The organism is Salipiger mangrovisoli, from assembly GCF_015223355.1.
Taxonomy (GTDB): Bacteria; Pseudomonadota; Alphaproteobacteria; order Rhodobacterales; family Rhodobacteraceae; genus Salipiger; species Salipiger mangrovisoli.
Genome location: NZ_JADFFK010000009.1, coordinates 1 through 19,907, shown reverse-complemented (window position 1 = coordinate 19,907; position 19,907 = coordinate 1). Strand labels below are relative to the sequence as shown.

At 65.2% G+C, this 19,907-nt stretch carries 18 protein-coding genes and 1 pseudogene; 12 read left to right on the top strand and 7 right to left on the bottom strand.

The annotated features are described in order from the left end of the window. Positions 1–127: 127 nt before the first annotated feature. From xdhA to IQ782_RS13055, 9 genes are all read left to right on the top strand, one after another. Positions 128–1,540 (top strand): xanthine dehydrogenase small subunit, encoded by a 1,413-nt coding sequence (gene xdhA, locus IQ782_RS13095; RefSeq protein ID WP_194135098.1) that lies wholly within the window; start codon positions 128–130, stop codon positions 1,538–1,540. Then, positions 1,537–3,903: a xanthine dehydrogenase molybdopterin binding subunit gene (xdhB, locus tag IQ782_RS13090; RefSeq protein WP_194135097.1), complete on the top strand. Its 2,367-nt coding sequence runs from the start codon at positions 1,537–1,539 to the stop codon at positions 3,901–3,903. Before xdhA ends, xdhB begins: the two co-directional genes overlap by 4 nt. Then, positions 3,893–4,840, top strand: a complete 948-nt coding sequence (gene xdhC / locus IQ782_RS13085) for a xanthine dehydrogenase accessory protein XdhC (RefSeq protein WP_194135096.1) — start codon at positions 3,893–3,895, stop codon at positions 4,838–4,840. The genes xdhB and xdhC overlap by 11 nt, the downstream gene beginning before the upstream one ends. Next, positions 4,810–6,330 (top strand): ATP-binding cassette domain-containing protein, encoded by a 1,521-nt coding sequence (locus IQ782_RS13080; protein ID WP_194135095.1) that lies wholly within the window; start codon positions 4,810–4,812, stop codon positions 6,328–6,330. Before xdhC ends, IQ782_RS13080 begins: the two co-directional genes overlap by 31 nt. Further along, positions 6,317–6,493: a hypothetical protein gene (locus IQ782_RS13075; protein WP_194135094.1), complete on the top strand. Its 177-nt coding sequence runs from the start codon at positions 6,317–6,319 to the stop codon at positions 6,491–6,493. Before IQ782_RS13080 ends, IQ782_RS13075 begins: the two co-directional genes overlap by 14 nt. After that, positions 6,490–7,575: an ABC transporter permease gene (locus tag IQ782_RS13070; RefSeq protein ID WP_194135093.1), complete on the top strand. Its 1,086-nt coding sequence runs from the start codon at positions 6,490–6,492 to the stop codon at positions 7,573–7,575. Before IQ782_RS13075 ends, IQ782_RS13070 begins: the two co-directional genes overlap by 4 nt. Beyond that, positions 7,575–8,483 carry an ABC transporter permease gene (locus IQ782_RS13065; protein ID WP_194135092.1) on the top strand — a complete coding sequence of 303 codons (909 nt, stop codon included), beginning with the start codon at positions 7,575–7,577 and terminating at the stop codon, positions 8,481–8,483. Before IQ782_RS13070 ends, IQ782_RS13065 begins: the two co-directional genes overlap by 1 nt. 82 nt (positions 8,484–8,565) lie before the next feature. After that, the gene (locus IQ782_RS13060) at positions 8,566–9,639 is read left to right on the top strand and encodes a BMP family ABC transporter substrate-binding protein (protein WP_194135091.1); all 1,074 of its coding nucleotides are present in this window, start codon (positions 8,566–8,568) and stop codon (positions 9,637–9,639) included. 161 nt (positions 9,640–9,800) lie between these two features. Next, positions 9,801–10,304: a YdcF family protein gene (locus tag IQ782_RS13055; protein ID WP_194135090.1), complete on the top strand. Its 504-nt coding sequence runs from the start codon at positions 9,801–9,803 to the stop codon at positions 10,302–10,304. Between the two features lie 21 nt (positions 10,305–10,325). On the opposite strand, the gene IQ782_RS13050 is transcribed toward IQ782_RS13055, so the two are convergent. Then, positions 10,326–10,757 carry a DUF1489 family protein gene (locus IQ782_RS13050; RefSeq protein ID WP_194135089.1) on the bottom strand — a complete coding sequence of 144 codons (432 nt, stop codon included), beginning with the start codon at positions 10,755–10,757 and terminating at the stop codon, positions 10,326–10,328. 222 nt (positions 10,758–10,979) lie between these two features. Here IQ782_RS13050 and IQ782_RS13045 point away from each other — a divergent pair, with 222 nt between their 5' ends. After that, positions 10,980–13,268 (top strand): adenosylcobalamin-dependent ribonucleoside-diphosphate reductase, encoded by a 2,289-nt coding sequence (locus IQ782_RS13045; protein WP_194135088.1) that lies wholly within the window; start codon positions 10,980–10,982, stop codon positions 13,266–13,268. A gap of 315 nt (positions 13,269–13,583) precedes the next feature. Beyond that, positions 13,584–14,681 (top strand): AAA family ATPase, encoded by a 1,098-nt coding sequence (locus IQ782_RS13040; RefSeq protein ID WP_194135087.1) that lies wholly within the window; start codon positions 13,584–13,586, stop codon positions 14,679–14,681. A gap of 155 nt (positions 14,682–14,836) precedes the next feature. Here the strand turns inward: IQ782_RS13040 and IQ782_RS13035 are convergent, their stop codons facing one another. After that, on the bottom strand, positions 14,837–15,346 hold the full coding sequence (locus IQ782_RS13035) for a hypothetical protein (protein ID WP_194135086.1): 510 nt from the start codon (positions 15,344–15,346) through the stop codon (positions 14,837–14,839). Between the two features lie 468 nt (positions 15,347–15,814). Between IQ782_RS13035 and IQ782_RS13030 the strand changes: the two genes are divergently transcribed. Continuing rightward, positions 15,815–16,150 (top strand): hypothetical protein, encoded by a 336-nt coding sequence (locus tag IQ782_RS13030; protein ID WP_194135085.1) that lies wholly within the window; start codon positions 15,815–15,817, stop codon positions 16,148–16,150. 240 nt (positions 16,151–16,390) lie between these two features. On the opposite strand, the gene IQ782_RS13025 is transcribed toward IQ782_RS13030, so the two are convergent. The 5 genes and pseudogenes from IQ782_RS13025 to IQ782_RS13005 form a co-directional block, all read right to left on the bottom strand. Then, positions 16,391–16,852 carry a toll/interleukin-1 receptor domain-containing protein gene (locus IQ782_RS13025; RefSeq protein WP_338092588.1) on the bottom strand — a complete coding sequence of 154 codons (462 nt, stop codon included), beginning with the start codon at positions 16,850–16,852 and terminating at the stop codon, positions 16,391–16,393. A 63-nt stretch (positions 16,853–16,915) separates the two neighbouring features. Next, positions 16,916–17,539 (bottom strand): TIR domain-containing protein, encoded by a 624-nt coding sequence (locus IQ782_RS30395; protein WP_194135084.1) that lies wholly within the window; start codon positions 17,537–17,539, stop codon positions 16,916–16,918. 9 nt (positions 17,540–17,548) lie between these two features. Continuing rightward, the gene (locus IQ782_RS13015) at positions 17,549–17,887 is read right to left on the bottom strand and encodes a hypothetical protein (protein ID WP_194135083.1); all 339 of its coding nucleotides are present in this window, start codon (positions 17,885–17,887) and stop codon (positions 17,549–17,551) included. A 73-nt stretch (positions 17,888–17,960) separates the two neighbouring features. Further along, on the bottom strand, positions 17,961–18,755 hold the full coding sequence (istB, locus tag IQ782_RS13010) for an IS21-like element helper ATPase IstB (protein WP_194135289.1): 795 nt from the start codon (positions 18,753–18,755) through the stop codon (positions 17,961–17,963). Beyond that, a pseudogene (locus tag IQ782_RS13005) lies at positions 18,745–19,907 on the bottom strand (IS21/IS408/IS1162 family transposase); the annotation flags it as partial. The gene istB and the pseudogene IQ782_RS13005, both read right to left, overlap by 11 nt.

The window sequence follows — 19,907 nt, the reverse complement described above, 5'->3', positions numbered from 1 at the left end:
TTTTCTTGCCAATCCGCGAAGCCGACGCCTAGCCTTGGATCAAAGAGATAAGAATCCGCGCGCCTTCTACGCCGCATCGAGGGCGCGCTGCGGGGAAACTTCAATGGTAAGGCGGCGGGTCATCAACATGGACATCTCCTTTCTTCTGAACGGGGAAAGCGTGGTGCTGCGCGGCGTGTCTCCCACGCGCACGGCGCTCGACTGGCTGCGCGAGGAGCGCGGGCTCAGGGGCACCAAGGAAGGCTGCAACGAGGGCGACTGCGGCGCCTGCACGGTCATGGTCACCGATGCGCGCGGCAGCCGGGCGGTCAACGCCTGCATCCTGCTGCTGCCGCAGCTGCAGGGCAAGGCGCTGCGCACGGTCGAGGGCATCTCCGGTCCGGACGGCGCGCCGCACCCGGTGCAGCAGGCGATGATCGATCACCACGGCTCGCAATGCGGCTTCTGCACGCCGGGCTTCGTGGTCTCGATGGCCACGGCGCATCTCAACGGCGACGCCGGCCATGACGACGCGCTGGCGGGCAACCTCTGCCGCTGCACCGGCTACGCGCCGATCGTGCGCGCCGCCGAGGCCGCGGCAAGCGCCCCGGTCCCGACGTGGATGCGCGGCGAGAAAGCTCTCCTGGCAGAAATATCCTCGGGGGGGCTCGGCGCAGCCGAGCGGGGGGCAGACAGCCCCCCTTCGGCGGGTGCCGCCCCCGAGACGTCGGACGAGTTGGCGCGCCTCTACGAGGCGAGCCCCGACGCCACGTTGGTGGCAGGGGCCACCGACGTCGGTCTCTGGGTCACCAAGCAGCTGCGCGACCTTGACGAGGTGATCTTCCTCAACCGCTGCGTCGATTTGCAGGAGATCTCGGAGACCGAAGACGCCCTGCGCATCGGCGCGGGTGTCACCATGGACCGCGTTCTGACGCTGATGAAGGACCATTACCCCAGCTACGCCGAGATGCTGCGCCGCTACGGCTCGGCGCAGGTGCGGGCGGCGGCCACCATCGGCGGCAATATCGCCAACGGCTCGCCGATCGGGGACAACCCGCCGGCGCTGATCGCGCTGGGCGCGACGCTGCACCTGCGCAAGGGCGACGCGCGGCGCGAGATGCCGATCGAGGACTTCTTCCTCGACTACGGCAAGCAGGACCGGCTGCCCGGAGAGTTCGTCGAGGCGGTGACAATCCCGCTCAAGGCGGACCGGCTGCGGGTCTACAAGCTCTCCAAGCGGTTCGATCAGGACATCTCGGCCGCCTGCGGCGCCTTCTGGATCGTGACCCAGAACGACCGGGTAACCGAGGCCCGCATCGCCTTTGGCGGCATGGCCGGAACGCCGAAGCGCGCCCTGCATGTGGAGCAGGCGCTGATCGGCAAGCCCTGGACAGAGGACACGGTGATGGCGGCCTCGGGCGCGTTCGACCAGGACTACCAGCCGATGAGCGACATGCGCGCCAGCGCCGGCTATCGGCTGGAAGCCGCGCGCAACATGCTGATCCGCTACCTGATCGCCGACCTCGGCGTGGCCACCGACGTGCGCGGGGTGCGGGCATGAGCGTCGCCAAGCCCCTGCCGCATGACGCGGCCCCGCTGCATGTCTCGGGCAAGGCCCGCTACATCGACGACATCCCCGTGCCGGCGGACTGCCTGCACCTCGCCTTCGGCCTGTCGACCATCGCGGCGGGCAAGATCACCGCGATCGACCTCTCGGCCGTCCGCGCCGCGCCCGGCGTGGTGAAGGTCTGGGAGGCGAAGGACCTGCCCTCGGACTGCGACTGCTCGGCTTCGCTGCACGACGAGCCGCTTCTCTCGGACGGCAGCATCCATTACCTCGGGCAGCAGGTCTTCCTCGTTGCCGCCACAAGCCACCTTGCCGCGCGCAAGGCGGCGCGGCTGGCGAAGATCACCTACGCGCAGCACGATCCGATCCTGACCATCGAGCAGGCGCTCGCGGCGGACAGCCGCTTCGAGGAGGGCCCGCGCATCTGGGAGAAGGGCAACGCCGCCGAGGCGCTGAAGACCGCGCCGCTCACGCTCGAGGGCAGCCTCGAGATGGGCGGGCAGGAGCATTTCTACCTTGAAGGGCAGGCGGCGTTGGTGATGCCGCAGGAAAACGGCGATCTCGTGGTGGCCAGCTCCACCCAGCACCCCACCGAGATCCAGCACAAGGTGGCCCATGCGCTGCACCTGCCGATGCATGCGGTGCGGGTCGAGACCCGGCGCATGGGCGGCGGCTTCGGTGGCAAGGAGAGCCAGGGCAACGCGCTGGCCATCGCCTGCGCCGTGGCGGCCTCGGAAACCGGGCGTCCGGCCAAGATGCGCTACGACCGCGACGACGACATGATGATCACCGGCAAGCGCCACGACTTCCGGATCGACTACACCGTCGGCTTCGACAAGGACGGTCGCCTGCAGGCGGTGGATTTCCGGCAGTACACCCGCTGTGGTTGGGCGCAGGACCTGTCTCTGGCCGTGGCCGACCGCGCCATGCTGCACGCCGACAATGCCTATGACATCCCGGCGCTGCGGGTCGAGAGCCACCGGCTGAAGACCAACATGCAGAGCGCCACCGCCTACCGCGGTTTCGGCGGTCCGCAGGGCCTCTTCGGCATCGAGCGGGTGATGGATCACGTCGCCCACCACCTGAAGATCGACCCGCTGGAGCTGCGCCGCCGCAACTACTACGCCGATCTTGTGCCCGCGGGGGCACGCCTGGCTCATGACGACGCCGAGGATCAGGCCTCGCGCGGGGCGATGGCGGAGATCGAGGGCGGTGCGGCCCCGCAGGAGACCCACTACGGCCAGCCGGTCGAGGATTTCATCCTCGGCGCGATGACCGCGAAGCTGGAAGAGACCAGCGGCTACGCGGCGCGGCGCAAGGCGGTGGACGCGTGGAACGAGAGCAATCCGGCGCTGAAGAAGGGGCTTGCCATCTCGCCGGTGAAATTCGGCATCTCCTTCACGCTGACCCACCTCAACCAGGCCGGGGCGCTGGTGCACGTCTACCAGGACGGCTCGATCCAGCTCAACCACGGCGGCACGGAGATGGGGCAGGGCCTGTTCCAGAAGGTCGCGCAGGTGGCCGCTGCGCGCTTCGGGGTGCCGCTGGAGATGGTGAAGATCACCGCCACCGACACCGGCAAGGTGCCCAACACCTCGGCCACGGCGGCCTCCTCCGGCTCCGACCTCAACGGCATGGCGGTCAAGGCCGCCTGCGACACGATCCGCGACCGCATGGCCGCGCATCTCGCCGAGCTGCACCAGGACCTGCCCGAGAACGTCCGCTTCGAGGGCGGCCGGGTGCATGTCGGCGGCACCGACATTCCCTTCGAGGAGGCGGCAGTGCTCTGCTACCGGGGCCGCGTGTCGCTGTCGTCGACGGGCTACTACAAGACGCCCAAGGTCGATTGGGACCGCATCCGCGGCAAGGGGCGGCCGTTCTTCTACTTCGCCTACGGTGCCTCGGTGACGGAGGTGGTGGTCGATACGCTGACAGGCGAGTACCGCATCCTGCGCACCGACATCCTGCACGACTGCGGCGCCTCGCTGAACCCGGCGCTGGACATCGGCCAGATCGAGGGCGGCTACGTGCAGGGCGCGGGCTGGCTGACCACCGAGGAACTGGTCTGGGACGACAAGGGCGCGCTGCGCACCCATGCGCCCTCGACCTACAAGATCCCCGCTTGCTCGGACCGGCCCGAGGTGTTCAACGTGGACCTCTGGGACGGGCGCAACGTCGAGGAGACCATCTACCGCTCCAAGGCCGTCGGCGAGCCGCCCTTCATGCTGGGCATCTCGGCCTTCCTCGCGCTGTCTGACGCGGTGGCCTCCTGCGGCGACGACTATCCCGATCTCGTCGCCCCCGCGACGCCCGAGAACGTGCTGGCGGCGGTGCGGAGGCTGCGTCATGGGGTTTGACCTTGCCGGGCTGAAGGCCGCGGTGGCGGCGCAGGGGCGGGTCGCCCGCGTGGTGATCGCCGAGGTCTCTGGCTCGGCCCCGCGCGAGGTCGGCTGCGCCATGCTGGTCTGGCAGGAGGCGGGCAGGCTGCGGCAGAGTGGCACCATCGGCGGCGGCGCGCTGGAGCTCATGGCCGTGGAGCAGGCGCTGCGCGCGCCGGGCCTCACCCGTCACCCGCTGGGGCCGGGGCTCGGTCAATGCTGCGGCGGCGCCGTGGTGCTCTGGACCGAGGTTTTCGACGCCGCGGGCGTCGCGGCGCTCGAGGGTCAGGAGATCATCGCGCGCGGGTCCGGAGAGCGCCCGCTCGCCGTGCAACGGTTGATCGACCGGGCGCGCGGGCAGGGCCGCCTGCCCGAGCCGCAGCTTGTGCAGGGCTGGATGGTCGAGCCGCTGGCGCGCCCGGCGCGGCAGCTGTGGATCTGGGGCGCGGGCCACGTTGGCCGCGCCATGGTGCAGGTGCTGGCACCGCTGCCCGATCTGGCAATCACCTGGGTCGACACCGCGCCCGAGCGGTTCCCCGACGAGGTGCCTTCGGGCGTCACGGTGCTGCCCGCCGCCGATCCGGCGCGGGTGGTGGCGCATGCGCCGGCAGAGGCCGAGCATCTCATCCTCACCTACAGCCACGAGATCGACCTCGCGCTCTGCCACGCGCTTCTGACCCATGACTTCGCCTTCGCCGGGCTGATCGGGTCCGACACCAAATGGGCGCGCTTCCGCAGCCGGTTGCGGACGTTGGGTCATGCAGACGCTCAAATATCTCGCATTTCTTGTCCAATTGGTCAAAAAACATACGGGCGACACCCACAGGCAATTGCCATCGGCGTGGCCGGGCAGCTATTGGGGCAGAAAAAAGGGGACGGGACGGCGTGGATACACTCCTCAGCATCCGGGGCCTGACCAAGGCCTATCCAGGTGTCGTGGCCAATGACGATGTCTCCTTCGACATCGGCAAGGGCGAGATCCACGCGCTGCTTGGCGAGAACGGCGCGGGCAAGTCGACGCTGGTGAAGATGATCTTCGGGCTGGTGAAGCCCGATGCCGGCGAGATGGTGCTGGACGGCGCGGCCTATGCGCCCGGCAAGCCGTCGGACGCGCGCCGCTCCGGCGTCGCCATGGTGTTCCAGCACTTCTCGCTCTTCGAGGCGCTGGACGTCGCCGAGAACGTGGCGCTCGGCATGGAAAACCCGCCGAAACCGCGCGACCTTGCCCGGCAGATCCGCGAGGTCTCGGAAACCTACGGGCTGCCGCTCGATCCCACGCGCACCGTCGGCACGCTCTCGGCGGGCGAGCGCCAACGGGTCGAGATCATCCGCTGCCTGCTGCAGAACCCGCGCCTGCTGATCATGGACGAGCCGACCTCGGTGCTGACCCCGCAGGAGGTGGACATCCTCTTCCAGACGCTGAACAAGCTGCGCGCCGAGGGCACTTCGATCCTCTACATCTCGCACAAGCTGGAAGAGATCCGCGCGCTCTGCGACGAGGCGACGATCCTGCGGCTCGGCAAGAACGTCGGCACCTGCACCCCGCGCGAGGTGACCGCCCGGCAGATGGCCGAGCTGATGGTCGGCTCGAGCTTCAACACCCCCGAGGCGCGCGCCGGAGAGAAGGGCGCGGTGCTCCTGCGCACCGACAAGCTCTCGCTGCCCGCGCCGGGCGCCTTCGGCACGCCGCTGCGCGAGGTCTCGCTCGAGGTCCGCGCCGGCGAGGTGCTGGGCATCGGCGGCGTCGCCGGCAACGGCCAGGACGAGCTTCTGATGGCGCTCTCGGGCGAGCGGCTCGCCCCGGCGGGCACGATCTTCTTCAAGGGGCAGGACGTCAGCCGCCTCGGCCCGGTCGGCCGCCGCGACGCGGGTCTGCTCTCGGGTCCCGAGGAACGGCTTGGCCACGCCGCCGCGCCCAACATGAGCCTGACCGAGAACGCCGTGCTCACCGGCGCGCGCCGCGAGGGGCTGGTGCAGGGCGGCTTCATCGACTGGGGCAAGTCGAAGGCCTTCGCCGAGAAGGTCATCGAGCGCTTCGACGTGCGCACCCCGGGCCCCGGCACGGCGGCGCGGGCGCTCTCGGGCGGCAACCTGCAGAAATTCGTGGTCGGGCGGGAAATCCTGCAGAACCCCGAGGTCTTCGTGGTCAACCAGCCGACCTGGGGTGTCGATGCCGCCGCCGCCGCGGCGATCCGCCAGGCGCTGCTCGATCTCGCCGCCAAGGGCGCGGCGATCGTCGTCATCAGCCAGGACCTCGACGAGCTGATGGAGATCTCGGACCGTTTCGCGGCGCTGAACGAGGGGCGTCTCTCGCCCGCCCGCGCCGTCGCCGAGCTCGACATCGAGAAGATCGGCCTGATGATGGGCGGGGCGCATGACATGGAGGTGGCCCATGTCGATGGCTGATCCCCGGCGCGGCGCTGGCTGGCTGGTGCCGGATATGCGTATTTTCGAAGAGAAGAAGCCGCGGGCTTCGGTCTTCCGCGCAGCCCTTTCCGCTTCTTCTCTTTCCAAATACGCACGGCGCGGCGGCGACACCCGCGCGGCGCCGGTGGGAGGCTCCCTATGATCCGCCTCGAGAAACGTCCCCAGCCCTCGCGGCTCTGGACCGTGGTGACGCCGCTGATCGCCGTGGTTCTGACCATGGTGGTGGGCGGCATCATGTTCGCGCTCCTGGGCAAGCCGCCGCTGGAGGCGATCCGCACGATCTTCTGGGATCCGCTGTTCCATCCGCAGTTCGCCGGCTATTCGCGGCCGCAGCTGCTGGTGAAGGCGGGGCCGCTGATCCTCATCGCCATCGGCCTGTCGATCGGTTTCAAGGCGGGCATCTGGAACATCGGGGCCGAGGGGCAGTACATCATGGGGGCCGTCACCGGCGCGGCCGTGGGCCTGGCCTTCTACCCCTCGGAAAGCGTGCTGCTCTTCCCGTTGATGGTGGTCGCCGGTGCGCTTGGCGGCTGGGCCTGGGCCATGATCCCCGCGGTGCTGAAGACGCGGTTCGGCACCAATGAAATCCTCGTCTCGCTGATGCTGGTGTACGTCGCCGAGAACATCCTCGCCTCGGCCTCGGCGAGCTGGCTGCGCAGCCCGGAGGGCATGGGCTTTCCCGGCTCGCGGAACTTCAAGCAATGGCCGGCGGTGCACAATGACGAGCTGATCGCGAACACCGGCCTGCACTGGGGCGTGGTCGCCGCGCTGATCGCGGTGATCGCCGCCTACGTGCTGATGGCGCGCCACATCCAGGGCTACAACATCCGCCTGACCGGCGAGGCGCCACGGGCGGCGCGCTTCTCGGGGGTGAGCCCGGCGCGCATCGTCTTTCTCTGCCTCGGGATCTCGGGGGCGCTGGCCGGGGCGGCGGGGCTGTTCGAGGTGACCGGCCCGGCCGGGCAGATCACCATCGACTTCAACTCGGGCTATGGCTTCACCGCGATCATCGTCGCCTTCCTCGGGCGGCTCAACCCGGTGGGCATCCTGCTGGCGGGGCTGCTGATGGCGCTGACCTATATCGGCGGCGAGCTGGCGCAGCTGATGCTCGGCCTGCCGGGCGCGTCGATCCAGCTGTTCCAGGGGATGCTGCTGTTCTTCCTGCTGGCGACCGACGTCTTCACCAATTACCGCATCCGCTTTGCCAAGGGGGAGCTGGCCTGATGGATCCCGTGCTTCTTGTCGCCTCGATCATGGTCTCGGCGACGCCGATCCTGCTGGCCGCCATCGGCGAGATGGTGGTGGAAAAGGCCGGGGTGCTGAACCTCGGGGTCGAGGGCATGATGATCACCGGTGCGGTGGTCGGCTTCGCGGCAGCGGTGAGCACCGGCTCGCCGGTGATCGGCTTTGCCGCGGCCGCGCTGGCCTCGGCAGTGCTGTCGCTGAGCTTCGGCTTCCTGACCCAGGTGCTGCTGTCGAACCAGGTGGCGACGGGCCTCGGGCTGACGCTGGTGGGGCTGGGGCTCTCGGCGCTGGTCGGCGCGTCCTTCGAGGGGGTGCGGGCGCCGGGGCTGGGCAAGCTGTGGATTCCCGGCCTTGCCGAGATCCCGGTGATCGGGCCGATGGTCTTCCGCCACGACTTCATGGTCTACGTGAGCCTCGCGCTGGTGGCCGGGGTCTGGGCCTTCCTGAAATACACCCGTGCCGGGCTGATCCTGCGCGCGGTGGGAGAGGACCACGAGAGCGCGCATGCGCTCGGCTACAAGGTGGTGCGGGTGCGGCTGGCGGCGATCTTCTTCGGCGGTGCCTGCGCCGGGCTCGGCGGCGCTTACGTCAGCCTCGTGCGGGTGCCGCAATGGACCGAGGGCATGACCGCCGGCGCCGGCTGGATCGCGCTGGCCATCGTCGTCTTCGCCAGCTGGCGGCCGCTCGGAGTGCTGATCGGTGCCTATCTCTTCGGCGGCGTCACGGTGCTGCAGCTCAACCTCCAGGCCGCGGGGGCCAAGGTGCCGGTGGAACTGCTGTCGATGTCGCCCTACGTGATCACCATCCTGGTGTTGGTGGTGATCTCGGCCCGCGGGGTGCATGGCGCACCCGGATCGCTGGGCCGCTCTTTCCACGCCTCGACCTGACACTCTCGGGCCGGGCGCAGAGCCCTTCCGGCGGGTGCCGGAGTTTCTTGAAGACAGTATGAAGACAGGGAGACTGACCATAATGAAACGCAGAACGCTTCTTGCCAGCGCCGCAATGGGCCTGGCGCTTGCCGCCGCCCCGGCCTTTGCCCAGGACAAGCCGAAGATCGCCTTCGTCTATGTCGGCCCGGTGAACGACGGCGGCTGGTCGCAGCACCACCACGAGGCGGCGGTGAAGATGAAGGAGCACTTCGGCGACGCCATCGAGATGGTCGAGCAGGAGAGCGTGCCCGAGGGCGCCGACGCCGAGCGCGTGCTGACCCAGATGGCGCTGTCCGGGGCCGACCTCATCTTCACCACCTCCTTCGGCTACATGGACCCGACGATCAACGTCGCGGCCAAGTTCCCGGACGTGAAGTTCGAGCACGCCACCGGCTACAAGACAGCCGAGAACGTCTCGGCCTATTCGGCGCGCTTCTACGAGGGCCGGGCGATCACCGGCTATCTCGCCGGCGCGATGACCAAGTCGAACAAGATCGGCTACATCGGCTCCTTCCCGATCCCGGAAGTGATCCGCGGCATCAACTCGTCCTTCCTGCACGCCAAGAAGGCCAACCCGGACGTCGAGATGTCGGTGGTCTGGCTGTCGACCTGGTTCGACCCGGCGAAAGAGGCGGACGCCACCCAGGCGCTGCTCGACCAGGGCGTCGATGTCGTGCTGGCGCATACCGACTCGACCGCGCCGCTGTCGGTGCTGGAGAAGGCGGGCGGTTTCGGCTTCGGCCAGGCGGGCGACATGTATGACTACGCGCCGCAGCCGCGGCTGTCGTCGATCATCGACGAATGGGCGCCCTATTACATCGACCGCGTGCAGGCGATCATCGACGGCACCTGGACCAGCCAGAACGTCTGGCAGGGCATCGGCGACGGCATGGTCGGCATTGGCGAAATCACCGGCCCGGTGCCGGAGGACGTCAAGTCCACGGTGCTGAAGATGAAGGACGACATCGCCGCGGGCACCTACCACCCGTTCACCGGCCCGATCAACAAGCAGGACGGTTCGGCCTGGCTTGCGGACGGCGAAGTGGCCGAGGATGGCGTGCTGGCCGGCATGGACTTCTACGTCGAAGGGCTGACCGCCGAGATTCCGAACTGATCCCTGCTCGGGGTATCGAACGGGGCGCCGCCGGGACATCCTCCCGGCGGCGTTTTCTTTGGGCTTGCGCGCGATAGGTCTTCATTGTTCCACAAATACGCAGGGCGCAGCGCTTGTGGCTGCCTCCGGCGGGCGTATTTGGAAAGAGAAGAAGGGGCGGAATGGTGGCGCAGCAAGGCGGACCACGCGTGGCGCTGGTGCTGGGGGCGGCGGTCTGGAGCGGCGGGCGGGCCTCGCCGACTCTGCGGCGCCGGGCGCTGCATGCGGCCGCGCTCTGGCAGGCCGGGGAGGTCTCGGTCATCCTTGCCTCCGGGGGCGTCGGGCGGCACGGCCCCTCCGAGGCGGCGGTGATCGCAGCGCTTTGCCGAAAGGCCGGCGTGCCGGAGGTCGCGCTGGTGCTGGAGGACCGCTCGACCAGCACGGAGGAGAACCTGCGCCTCTCGCTCCCGCTGTTGCGGCGGATCGGGGCGGGCGAGGTGGTGGTCGTCACCGACGGGTTTCACGCGCCGCGGGCGCGTCTGGCGGCGCGGCGACTCGGCTTCGTGCAGGCGGTGGGGCCGGTGCAAAGCGACTCGCCCCGCGTGCCGCTTTCGCTCAACCGCGTGAAGGCGGGGCTGCGCGAGGTGCCTGCCTACCTCTGGTACGCATTGCGGCTGCGTGGCTGAGCGCGCCGCCCCGCTGGAGGATCAGAGAACGCCGATCTCGGCCAGCGCACCGGCCAGCTCGGGCGGCAGTTCGTCGTCTTCGGCGCGGGCGGCGGTGAGATCGGGCGGCGCGTCCTTGGGGTCGAGATAGCGCCAGCCCTGGAAGGGGCGGCGCGGGCTCGTGGCGACGCGGTGAATCTCCGGGTCGAGGACCAGCGCGCAGTGCCGCGTGCCGTCGTGTCCGGTGACCTCGTCGAGCCGCAGCACCCGCTGTCGGCATTGGATCAGCCCCTTGAAAACCCAGTAGATCGAGCCCCCGTTGAGCAGCTCCGCCTCGCGCTTGGGCCACATGCGGGTGACGTGGCAGGGCAGCCGGTCGGCGGTCTGCGCGGCGCGCCCGGACTGCCAGGCGGCCAGCGTCTTGACGCTTTCGGTGCCGACGCTGAGCTTGATCAGATGGGTGAACTTATCCACGGAATGCTCCACAGAGTCCTCAACAGGATGAGAACATATTGTAGCCCTTACAGCGCCGGCTTCAAGCAGTGGTAGGCCCGCGGCGGAAAAACGTGTACTCTTACGTACCGCGCGTTCTTGCATCGGGCCGCGGTCGCGAGTAGTCACACCGCCCTGCCATACCCCCGCGCGACTCTGCCGCCGCGCCCTCGAAATGACGAGCCAACAAGGAAGTCTGCTGCCATGACTCGCTTTGCCGCCCCCATCGCCGAACAGATCTGGGACATGAAATACCGCTTCAAGGAGGCGGACGGCACCCCGATCGATCAGAGCGTCGAGGACAGCTGGCGCCGCATCGCGCGCGCGCTCGCTTCGGTGGAGAAGAAGCCCGCGGTCTGGGAAGAGAAATTCTACCGCGCGCTCGAGGATTTCCAGTACCTGCCCGCCGGCCGGATCACCGCCGGCGCCGGCACCGCGCGCTCGGTCACGCTGTTCAACTGCTTCGTGATGGGCACCATCCCGGACAGCATGTCGGGGATCTTCGACATGCTCAAGGAAGCCGCGCTGACCATGCAGCAGGGCGGGGGCATCGGCTATGACTTCTCGACCATCCGTCCCAAGGGCGCGCATGTGGCGGGTGTCGCCGCCGACGCCTCGGGGCCGCTGTCGTTCATGGATGTCTGGGATGCCATGTGCCGCACCATCATGTCGGCGGGCTCGCGCCGCGGCGCGATGATGGCGACGATGCGCTGCGATCACCCGGACGTCGAGCAGTTCATCTCGGCCAAGGCCGACAGCGCGCGGCTGCGCATGTTCAACCTTTCCGTGCTGGTCACCGATCCCTTCATGGAAGCGGTGAAGGCGGACGGCTCGTGGGACCTGCAGTTCGACGGCAAGGTCTACCACACCGTCAAGGCGCGCGATCTGTGGAACAAGATCATGAAGGCCACCTACGACTATGCCGAGCCGGGCGTGATCTTCATCGACCGCATCAACAAGGCCAACAACCTCAGCTATATCGAGCAGATCTCGGCGACCAACCCCTGCGGCGAGCAGCCGCTGCCGCCCTATGGCGCCTGCCTGCTGGGCTCGATCAACCTCGCGCGGCTGGTGGACACGCCCTTCGAGGCGGGTGCCGACATCCCCGAGGCCAAGCTCGACGAACTGGTGGCCCTCGCGGTGCGGATGATGGACAACGTCGTCGATGCCTCGAACTTCCCGCTGCCGCAGCAGGCCGAGGAAGCCCGCAACAAGCGCCGCATCGGCCTCGGCGTCACCGGGCTTGCCGACGCGCTGCTGATGATGGGGCTGCGCTACGGCTCGGAAGAGGCCGCGGCGCAGACCGAGGCCTGGCTCAAGCGCATCGCCCGCGCCTCCTACCTCGCTTCGGTCGAGCTCGCGAAGGAGAAGGGGGCCTTCCCGCTCTTCGACGCGGAGAAGTTCCTTGCCTCGGGGAACATGGAGCAGATGGATGACGACGTACGCGAGGCGATCCGCACCCATGGCATCCGCAACGCGCTGCTGACCTCGATCGCGCCCACCGGCACCATCTCGCTCTACGCGGGCAACGTCTCGTCGGGCATCGAGCCGGTGTTCGCCTATGCCTACACCCGCAAGGTGCTGCAGAAGGATGGCACCCGCACCGAGGAAGAGGTGGTCGATTACGCGGTGCAGATGTGGCGCGACAAGTTCGGCGATGCCGCACTGCCGGATTATTTCGTCAACGCCCAGACGCTGGCGCCGCTCGAGCATGTGCGCATGCAGGCGGCGGCGCAGAAGTGGATCGACAGCTCGATTTCCAAGACGATCAACTGCCCCGAGGACATTTCCTTCGAAGGCTTCAAGGACGTCTACATGGAAGCCTACGAGACCGGCTGCAAGGGCTGCACCACCTACCGCCCGAACGACGTGACCGGCTCGGTCCTGTCGGTGTCGGAGACGGCCGAGAAGACCCCGGCCGAGACGCCGGCGGTGGTCACCACCAGCGCCGACGGCGGCGCCGAGGTGGTCTACATGTCCGAGCCGCTCGACCGCCCGCAGGCGCTCGAGGGGCACACCTACAAGCTGAAGTGGCCGGACAGCGAGCACGCGATCTACCTCACGATCAACGACATCATCGTCGGCGGCCACCGCCGGCCGTTCGAGGTTTTCATCAACTCCAAGAACATGGAGCATTACGCCTGGACCGTGGCGCTGACGCGGATGATTTCCGCGGTGTTCCGCCGCGGCGGCGACGTGTCCTTCGTGGTCGAGGAGCTGAAGGCGGTCTTCGATCCGCGCGGTGGCGCCTGGGTGCAGGGCAAGTACATCCCCTCGATCCTCGCGGCGATCGGCGGGGTGATCGAGAAACACCTCGTGGCGACCGGCTTCCTCGAGGGCGAGGGCAAGGGCCTGAAGTCCGACCCCACAGCCAAGGTCGTGGGATTGGATGCACCGCGCGGCAAGGCCTGCCCGTCGTGCGGGCAATTCTCGATGATGATGGTCGAAGGTTGCATGACCTGCTCGAGCTGCGGCCACTCGAAGTGCGGGTGAACCGGGTTTGGGGGGTAGAGTGTAGGACCCACTAAATCTTGTCCATTTCCGGGGTAATTTGTCCATTCCGGCACAGACCAAATGACCATCGGCTGCGCCGCAGTCGGTGGTTTCTTTTTATATCAATGACTTGCGCGACTGGCGGATTTGCGGCCTTTGATGCACCGTCGGGGCGCTCCGTCCTGGCAGGCGCCGTTGACGGCTAGCCGCGCTTTCGGCATCCCTCAGGGCAAATCCGGCCGGGTTCTTTCCAACTTCCCCCTCCTGCAGAACCTCTGCTCGAGGGCATGGCGCTCTGCGCCAGAAAGGACCTCCATGACGAAGATCAAGTTCATCGATGCCCGCATCGCCGATCCCGACGAGGACGAGTTCGCCCTCAAGCGCCGCTTCGAGTGGCATCTGCGCAAGCTCCGTGCGCTCCGAGACGGGGTGTCCCCGAAGGTGCCGGGAGACTTTGAAGATGAGTTGCGCTGGAACGAGGACCTCATCGCGGTGCATCTCTCGGAAAAGGATCGGACCAGGATCCTGCGCCGCGCGCGCCGGGTGATGCGGGCGCGTGCCAAGGTTTCCGGGCTCAGCCATCTCAGTTCGGAGGATCGGCGCGCGCTCGAGGCGTTCCGGGGCGGGGCCGATCTGGTCGGCATCGCGAGTGAACACCGCGCCGATGAGATCGCCGCAGCCATTCATGCCGAGATGCCCTGGATGGCGGCGGCCACTGACTTCCTCTGGAAAGCGATGCGCCGCTCGGTGCGGGTGGGAGAGCCCGGGTTCAGGCTGCCGCCCGTGCTGCTCGACGGTCCGCCGGGGCTCGGCAAGAGCGTGTGGTCACGCGAACTCGGGCGCCACCTCGGGGTGCCGCGGTGTGGCATCGAGGGAACCGCTGAGCAGGCCTCCTTCGTCGTCAACGGCTCGCAACGCGGCTGGGGCTCGGCCTTCCCTGGACGGCCCCTGCAGACCATCGTGCAGAGCCTCTGCGCGAACCCGATCGTGGTGATCGACGAGATCGAGAAGGCCGGGACGCCGACCTCGACCAAGGGGCAGGCCTACGGCTTGGCCGAGGGGCTGTTGCCGCTGTTGGAACGCTCGTCTGCCGTGGCCTGGAAGTGCCCCTACTACCAGGTCGGCTTCGACATGTCCTGGATCAGCTGGGTCCTGACCTCGAACAGCCTGACGACGCTTCCGGCCCCGTTCCTGAGCCGCCTGGACATCCTGCGCCTCGCCGGCCCCGGCAAGGGAGACCTCATCTCCTTCGCGGAGCGCGAGGGCGCACGACGGGGGTTGTCTGAAGCCGCCCTGGGCGCCATATGCGACGTGATTGATCACGTTGCCGGGGAGCATGATCTCAATCTGCGCCATGTGTCCAGAATGCTGGCCAGGGCAGAGGCCATGGCAAGCAGCCCGTTGTCGCATTGAGCGTTCGATCCGAGCGCGCGCTTAGTTCGGCCAAGATCATAGCTGCCGCTTGGGTTGAGGGCCGCAAAGGGCGGGTGTCAGCCCAAGCGGCATTCGTGCAAGGCGGAGCTTGACGCCATGCGCCGACACGAAGGGCTGATAGCGTCCAGACATGGTCACTCGCATTTATAAATGGCACCAATCATATGTGGATCTTCGCCGGATCCATTCCAAATCATCGTCCAATAAAGGCCTGCCTCTGATACCAATTCTTGAGTTTTGCAAACTTTATCAAGGGTTTGAATGTTTTGCTCAGAAGTTTGGAACCACGCGAATGTCAATCCGTGACTTTGGAGCTTATTTACGGGAATTTTGTGGACGGTGTATCCTGCATCACTCGCGGCTTTGGCCTTAAAGGCCAAAGCATCTGCGCACACCTGTGCGTATCCTGAACCACAGATAAATGCGAATTCATTCTCCATATTGAGATCTAAGCCGCAGGAGGCAACGCCCACCCCGCTCATACCCGAGAGGTTGTTCAGGAAAGCGGTCTGCCCTACACTCCATTCTTCTGGCGTGTTGGCTGGGACCATGACCGGCGCGTCGCCCATGTTCGTAATAACCCGGCAGGTGCCGTGCTTGTCGAGCGTGACGGACGCGCCCGGCGCGACCATCGCGCCCAGCATGGCGGCCTCCTGGGCGGGGGCCATCTGGGCGCTCGACAGGAGGAGAAGAGCGGACCCGATGACATGGGCGCTCAAGGATTGCGGGGATTTCTGGGTGTGCATTGTGGGACCTCAGTGTTTCTGGCTCTTCAGAGATTATAAGGCAGCTCTTTGAAAATACGCAGACGCCCGACGGTGTGCGCTGTCGGAATTATGTTGATAACCGGGGCTCAATTAGCCTGATGGGTCGGAGGTCTATTCGAAGCTGGGAGCAATATCCTGTAGTCGGTCACTCCTAAATCATACGGGCAGCTACTTTCTAGAAAAGATCAATGTCAATTTTTCGCAATTCTCTCAATAAGATGGAAGTTGCTCCGAGCGATGTTTCCTGTTGCGTCAGTCGGAAAAGCTAGCCTACCACTGTCTCGAGGGCAGTTCCCGAATCTGCGGGAACCTGTGGGCATCATCTTTTTCACAGAAGGCGCAACCATGAATCTTTCCGATTTCGCCAAGCAACTTCCCAAGAACTTCACCGAGCAGGAATTCGTCGATCTGATGAACCAGGTGATTGACCTGAAAACAATCGTCGACCTTCCTGCGGCAGAACGAAGTGCCTTGTTCAATGGCGTCCAGTATCTCGTCGACTTCATCATGTTGGCCCAAGAAGCGAACGGGGAGCTTCACACCCATCAGGGCCATCCTGTGGTGGATTATGGAGGGCCCTTCATCCCGCATTTCCTGGTGCGGCCGGAGGGTTTCGAGATGGACCGCACAGCGCTGGAGACCTTTGGGGTTGGGGCAGCCGACAAGTATTTCGGAGATTGACCTGCCACGGGATATTTCCTCCAGCGTCGATTAGAGTCCGGCACACCCGCTATACGGGAAGAGGGGAATTCATCCGTTATGTGTCTCTTCGTATGCCTGCAAAGCACGCTGTGGAGCCATCGGTACGCGATATGCGACATATTCTGATCTTCTCTTTCTTGGAGACCAGCACACGTCAGATCGTAGCTTCCGTCACTGTCCGATTTCGGGGAGGTGCTCATTCTCAACCAATGCGCCTGATCAGCGGTGGATACTCTCAAGAAAGGTGCCTCTCTGGGCGCGAGGATCGAATACGGCGTAGGCACTCTTAGTTGGAGAGGAGCCATGCTCAATTCGGCGATAGAGGTCCAGATACTCGCTCCCATGCGTTTTTCCGGACTGATCAGTTGTTGGGATCACGATGATGTTGGATATTGGTTTCACGCCGTCTGCATATCCGATCTCCCAGGGGCACCATCTGCTTACCATTGAGTTCTGGGTGGCCAGGAAGAGGAACCAGTCCAGCTTCAGGATCTTGTCCTTAATCTTTTTTGCAGTTTCGCGGTTGGTGCTCGTAGGCATGCTTTCATCCTGCCAGTCGACGTACACATTCCAGCCGTTATCTCGCAAAAACGCCTGAACCCTCCTGACGAGTTCATAGTCCTTGTGGCTGTGTGACAGAAAGGCGGTTTGGCGGTTCTTTTCCAGGGCTTCGTTGATCACACGGCTTCGGTCTTGGAACGCTGGTTCCGCCCTGTAATTCATGATTGTCGATTGGTTTACCATTTACCGCCCCACTATACTTGCTGCATTCCTGACCCAACTTCCGAAGTTGTCGCTCCCCCTGTGTGCGACGTAACAATAGTGAAGGGCATAATTGCTGAGCTTGTGGACAACATTTCCTGCGGGGACAAACCAAGTTTCAGGTGGCGTGACTACCTGCTGATAATCCTGGTACCGGTGCCACTTGTTTGTCTTCAATTCTGCCAAGCGGATCTGGCCAAGATTGTCCCTGTAGAGCCCCATGTAGTCCAAAGGGTTCGGACCCTGTGTTGCTTGATATCCAAGTCTATCCCGCAGACTCGATATGTTGACCGTCAGAAGGCCATTTCCCTTCAAGACACTTCGGGCGATTTCATAGCGAACCCATCTCCGTGCGTAGGTCTGTTCACCTGCCAAGACACATGTCACCGAAGTGTTGGAAATCCCATTTCGAATGAGATTTTTAAGTGAATCATCACTTGTCCGCTTCGCGCTCTCCCAGATGCTTGCGTCGTAGAATCCGAACCCTTCACGAGTGTCTGGTTTTGCGTAGCGCCACGAATTTCTAACTTGGTTCACACGCCAGATGTCGTTTTGGTAATGGAACGAGAAGAATACTCTTCTCTTGGATGGTGTGGGTGAAAACATCGGTGAGTGCTATGCTCCGCAAAAAATAATAGATGCGACGACTGCCAGGGAGATCAGAATCGCGAGATAAAAGATGGCAACGGACCAGCTGATCGCAATTCTGAGTGCGACACCGAAGTGGGACATGAATGCCGTTGCGTCCAGGGAGTAGGGCTCTACCTGCTCACCCGTTCTGACCTTGTCGTAAAGCTTGCGATAGGCTCGTTCAATTCGGAGATACTGGGCGTCCATGAGCCAGAACATAAAGATTGGTATCAGGGCTGCGACAGCGTAGAACACCGACGGTTCGCTGGAGCTTGCCAAAGCGGCGATGGCTGCACTACCGAAGGTGGCTGCCAAGGCCTTCAAGTGTTGATTTCCACCCAGAACTGACCCGGGGTTTCCATCGAGAAGTGACCCACCTTGGATTATGCTGAGCGGGTCATGATTGGGTCAAGACATGGCTTCCCTCCCTCTTTTTCCGGGTGGCTGCGGCCGCGCTGTCCTTGAAGCGGAAGCTGTCGTTTCCGGTCTCGAGGATGTGGCAGCGATGGGTCAGCCGATCGAGGAGCGCGGTGGTCATCTTGGCGTCACCGAACACTGTGGCCCACTCGCTGAAGCTGAGGTTCGTGGTGATGATCACGCTGGTGCGCTCGTATAGCTTGCTCAGCAGATGGAAGAGCAAGGCGCCCCCTGAAGCGCTGAACGGCAGGTATCCGAGCTCGTCCAGGATCACCAGGTCGAGGCGGGTGAGGGTCTCCGCGATGTGTCCGGCTTTTCCCTTGGCCTTCTCCTGCTCGAGAGCGTTGACGAGTTCGATGGTCGAGAAGAAGCGCACTCTCCGGCGATGATGCTCAATGGCATGGATGCCGAGCGCGGTGGCGATGTGGGTCTTCCCAGTGCCGGGGCCGCCGATGAGAACGACGTTCTGCGCTCCTTCCATGAACTCGCCACGATGCAACTGGCGCACCGTTGCCTCGTTCATCTCGCTGGACGAGAAGTCGAAGTTGGGCAGATCCTTGTAGGCCGGGAAGCGTGCCACCCTCATGTGGTAGGCGATCGAGCGCACCTCGCGCTCCGCGACCTCAGCCTTCAGGAGCTGCGTCAGGATCGGCACGGCGGCTTCGAACGCCGGCGCACCCTGCTCGATCAGGTCGATCACGGCTTGAGCCATCCCGTGCATCTTGAGGCTGCGCAGCATGATCACGATGGCACCGCTGGCTGTGTCATGACGCATGGCGGCTTCCAGCATCGCGAGGCCGCAGCTCGTCATAGCGCTCCACATTGGCCCGGGGCTCTCGCTTGAGGGCCAAGGCACCCGGCGGGTCGATGGAGGGAGCGTCGGTCGACTTCCCGTCGATCAGGCGGTGCAGAAGATTCAGGACGTGGGTCTTGGTCGCGACGCCCTCGGAGAGCGCCAGCTCGACCGCGTTCAGCACCACTTGCTCGTCGTGATGCAAGACCAGGGCAAGGATATCGACCATCTCCCGGTCTCCCCCGGGCCGTCGTAGCAATTGGCTCTGCAATTGCCGGAAGGCGGGCGGCAGATCCACGAAGGGGGCGCCATTGCGCAGGGCTCCGGGCTTTCGCTGGATGACGGCCAGGTAGTGGCGCCAGTCGTAGATCGTTCTGCCGGGCAGATGGTGAGACCTCTGGATCAGCCGATCGTGCTCGCACAGAATTTGCCCTTCCGCGGCGACTACGAGGCGATCGGGGTAGATCCGGAGGCTGACTGGTCTATTGGCAAAGGAGGCGGGGACGCTGTAGCGATTGCGCTCGAAGCTGATCAAGCAGGTCGGGGACACGCGCTTGCTCTGCTCGACAAAGCCGTCGAAGGCAGGTGGCAGCTGCATGAGCGCCGCTTGCTCCGAGCCCCAGGCATCCGCGATGCTGCCCGCGAGGGTGCCATGGGGGGTGTCGCGCCAGAACTCCATGCAGCGTCGTTCCAGCCATGCGTTCAGCGAAGCAAGGTCGGGGAAGTTCGGCATGGGGTTCCATAAGCGCGGGCGGGCGTCCTGGACGTTCTTTTCGACCTGACCCTTTTCCCAGCCCGCCGCCGGATTGCAGAACTCCGGCTCGAACACGTAGTGGTTTGCCATGGCCAGGAAGCGCATGTTCACCTGACGCTCTTTGCCACGGCCAACCCGGTCCACCGCCGTCTTCGCGTCCATTGTCCTCGGACCAATGGCGGACAATTCCCGCTGTCGTAGATCCCACGCTCCGGAACGCCGCCAAAGACGCGGAAGCCGTGCCAGTGGGCATCGAACAGCATCTCGTGGGTCTGCAGCAAATAGGCTCGGACGAGGAAGGCGGTAAGCGCTGTCACCGCGGCACGCCTGTTCAGCTTGACGGGTTGAAGTTCCATGGCAGGAGCTCGTCGATCCTGCTG

Coding starts and splice junctions, on each gene's coding strand:
- xdhA (WP_194135098.1), top strand. CDS start 128: ATGGACATCTCCTTTCTTCTGAACGGGGAAAGCGTGGTGCTGCGCGGC.
- xdhB (WP_194135097.1), top strand. CDS start 1,537: ATGAGCGTCGCCAAGCCCCTGCCGCATGACGCGGCCCCGCTGCATGTC.
- xdhC (WP_194135096.1), top strand. CDS start 3,893: ATGGGGTTTGACCTTGCCGGGCTGAAGGCCGCGGTGGCGGCGCAGGGG.
- IQ782_RS13075 (WP_194135094.1), top strand. CDS start 6,317: ATGTCGATGGCTGATCCCCGGCGCGGCGCTGGCTGGCTGGTGCCGGAT.
- IQ782_RS13070 (WP_194135093.1), top strand. CDS start 6,490: ATGATCCGCCTCGAGAAACGTCCCCAGCCCTCGCGGCTCTGGACCGTG.
- IQ782_RS13065 (WP_194135092.1), top strand. CDS start 7,575: ATGGATCCCGTGCTTCTTGTCGCCTCGATCATGGTCTCGGCGACGCCG.
- IQ782_RS13060 (WP_194135091.1), top strand. CDS start 8,566: ATGAAACGCAGAACGCTTCTTGCCAGCGCCGCAATGGGCCTGGCGCTT.
- IQ782_RS13055 (WP_194135090.1), top strand. CDS start 9,801: ATGGTGGCGCAGCAAGGCGGACCACGCGTGGCGCTGGTGCTGGGGGCG.
- IQ782_RS13045 (WP_194135088.1), top strand. CDS start 10,980: ATGACTCGCTTTGCCGCCCCCATCGCCGAACAGATCTGGGACATGAAA.
- IQ782_RS13040 (WP_194135087.1), top strand. CDS start 13,584: ATGACGAAGATCAAGTTCATCGATGCCCGCATCGCCGATCCCGACGAG.
- IQ782_RS13035 (WP_194135086.1), bottom strand. CDS start 15,346: ATGCTGGGCGCGATGGTCGCGCCGGGCGCGTCCGTCACGCTCGACAAG.
- IQ782_RS13030 (WP_194135085.1), top strand. CDS start 15,815: ATGAATCTTTCCGATTTCGCCAAGCAACTTCCCAAGAACTTCACCGAG.
- IQ782_RS30395 (WP_194135084.1), bottom strand. CDS start 17,539: ATGTTTTCACCCACACCATCCAAGAGAAGAGTATTCTTCTCGTTCCAT.
- istB (WP_194135289.1), bottom strand. CDS start 18,755: ATGCGTCATGACACAGCCAGCGGTGCCATCGTGATCATGCTGCGCAGC.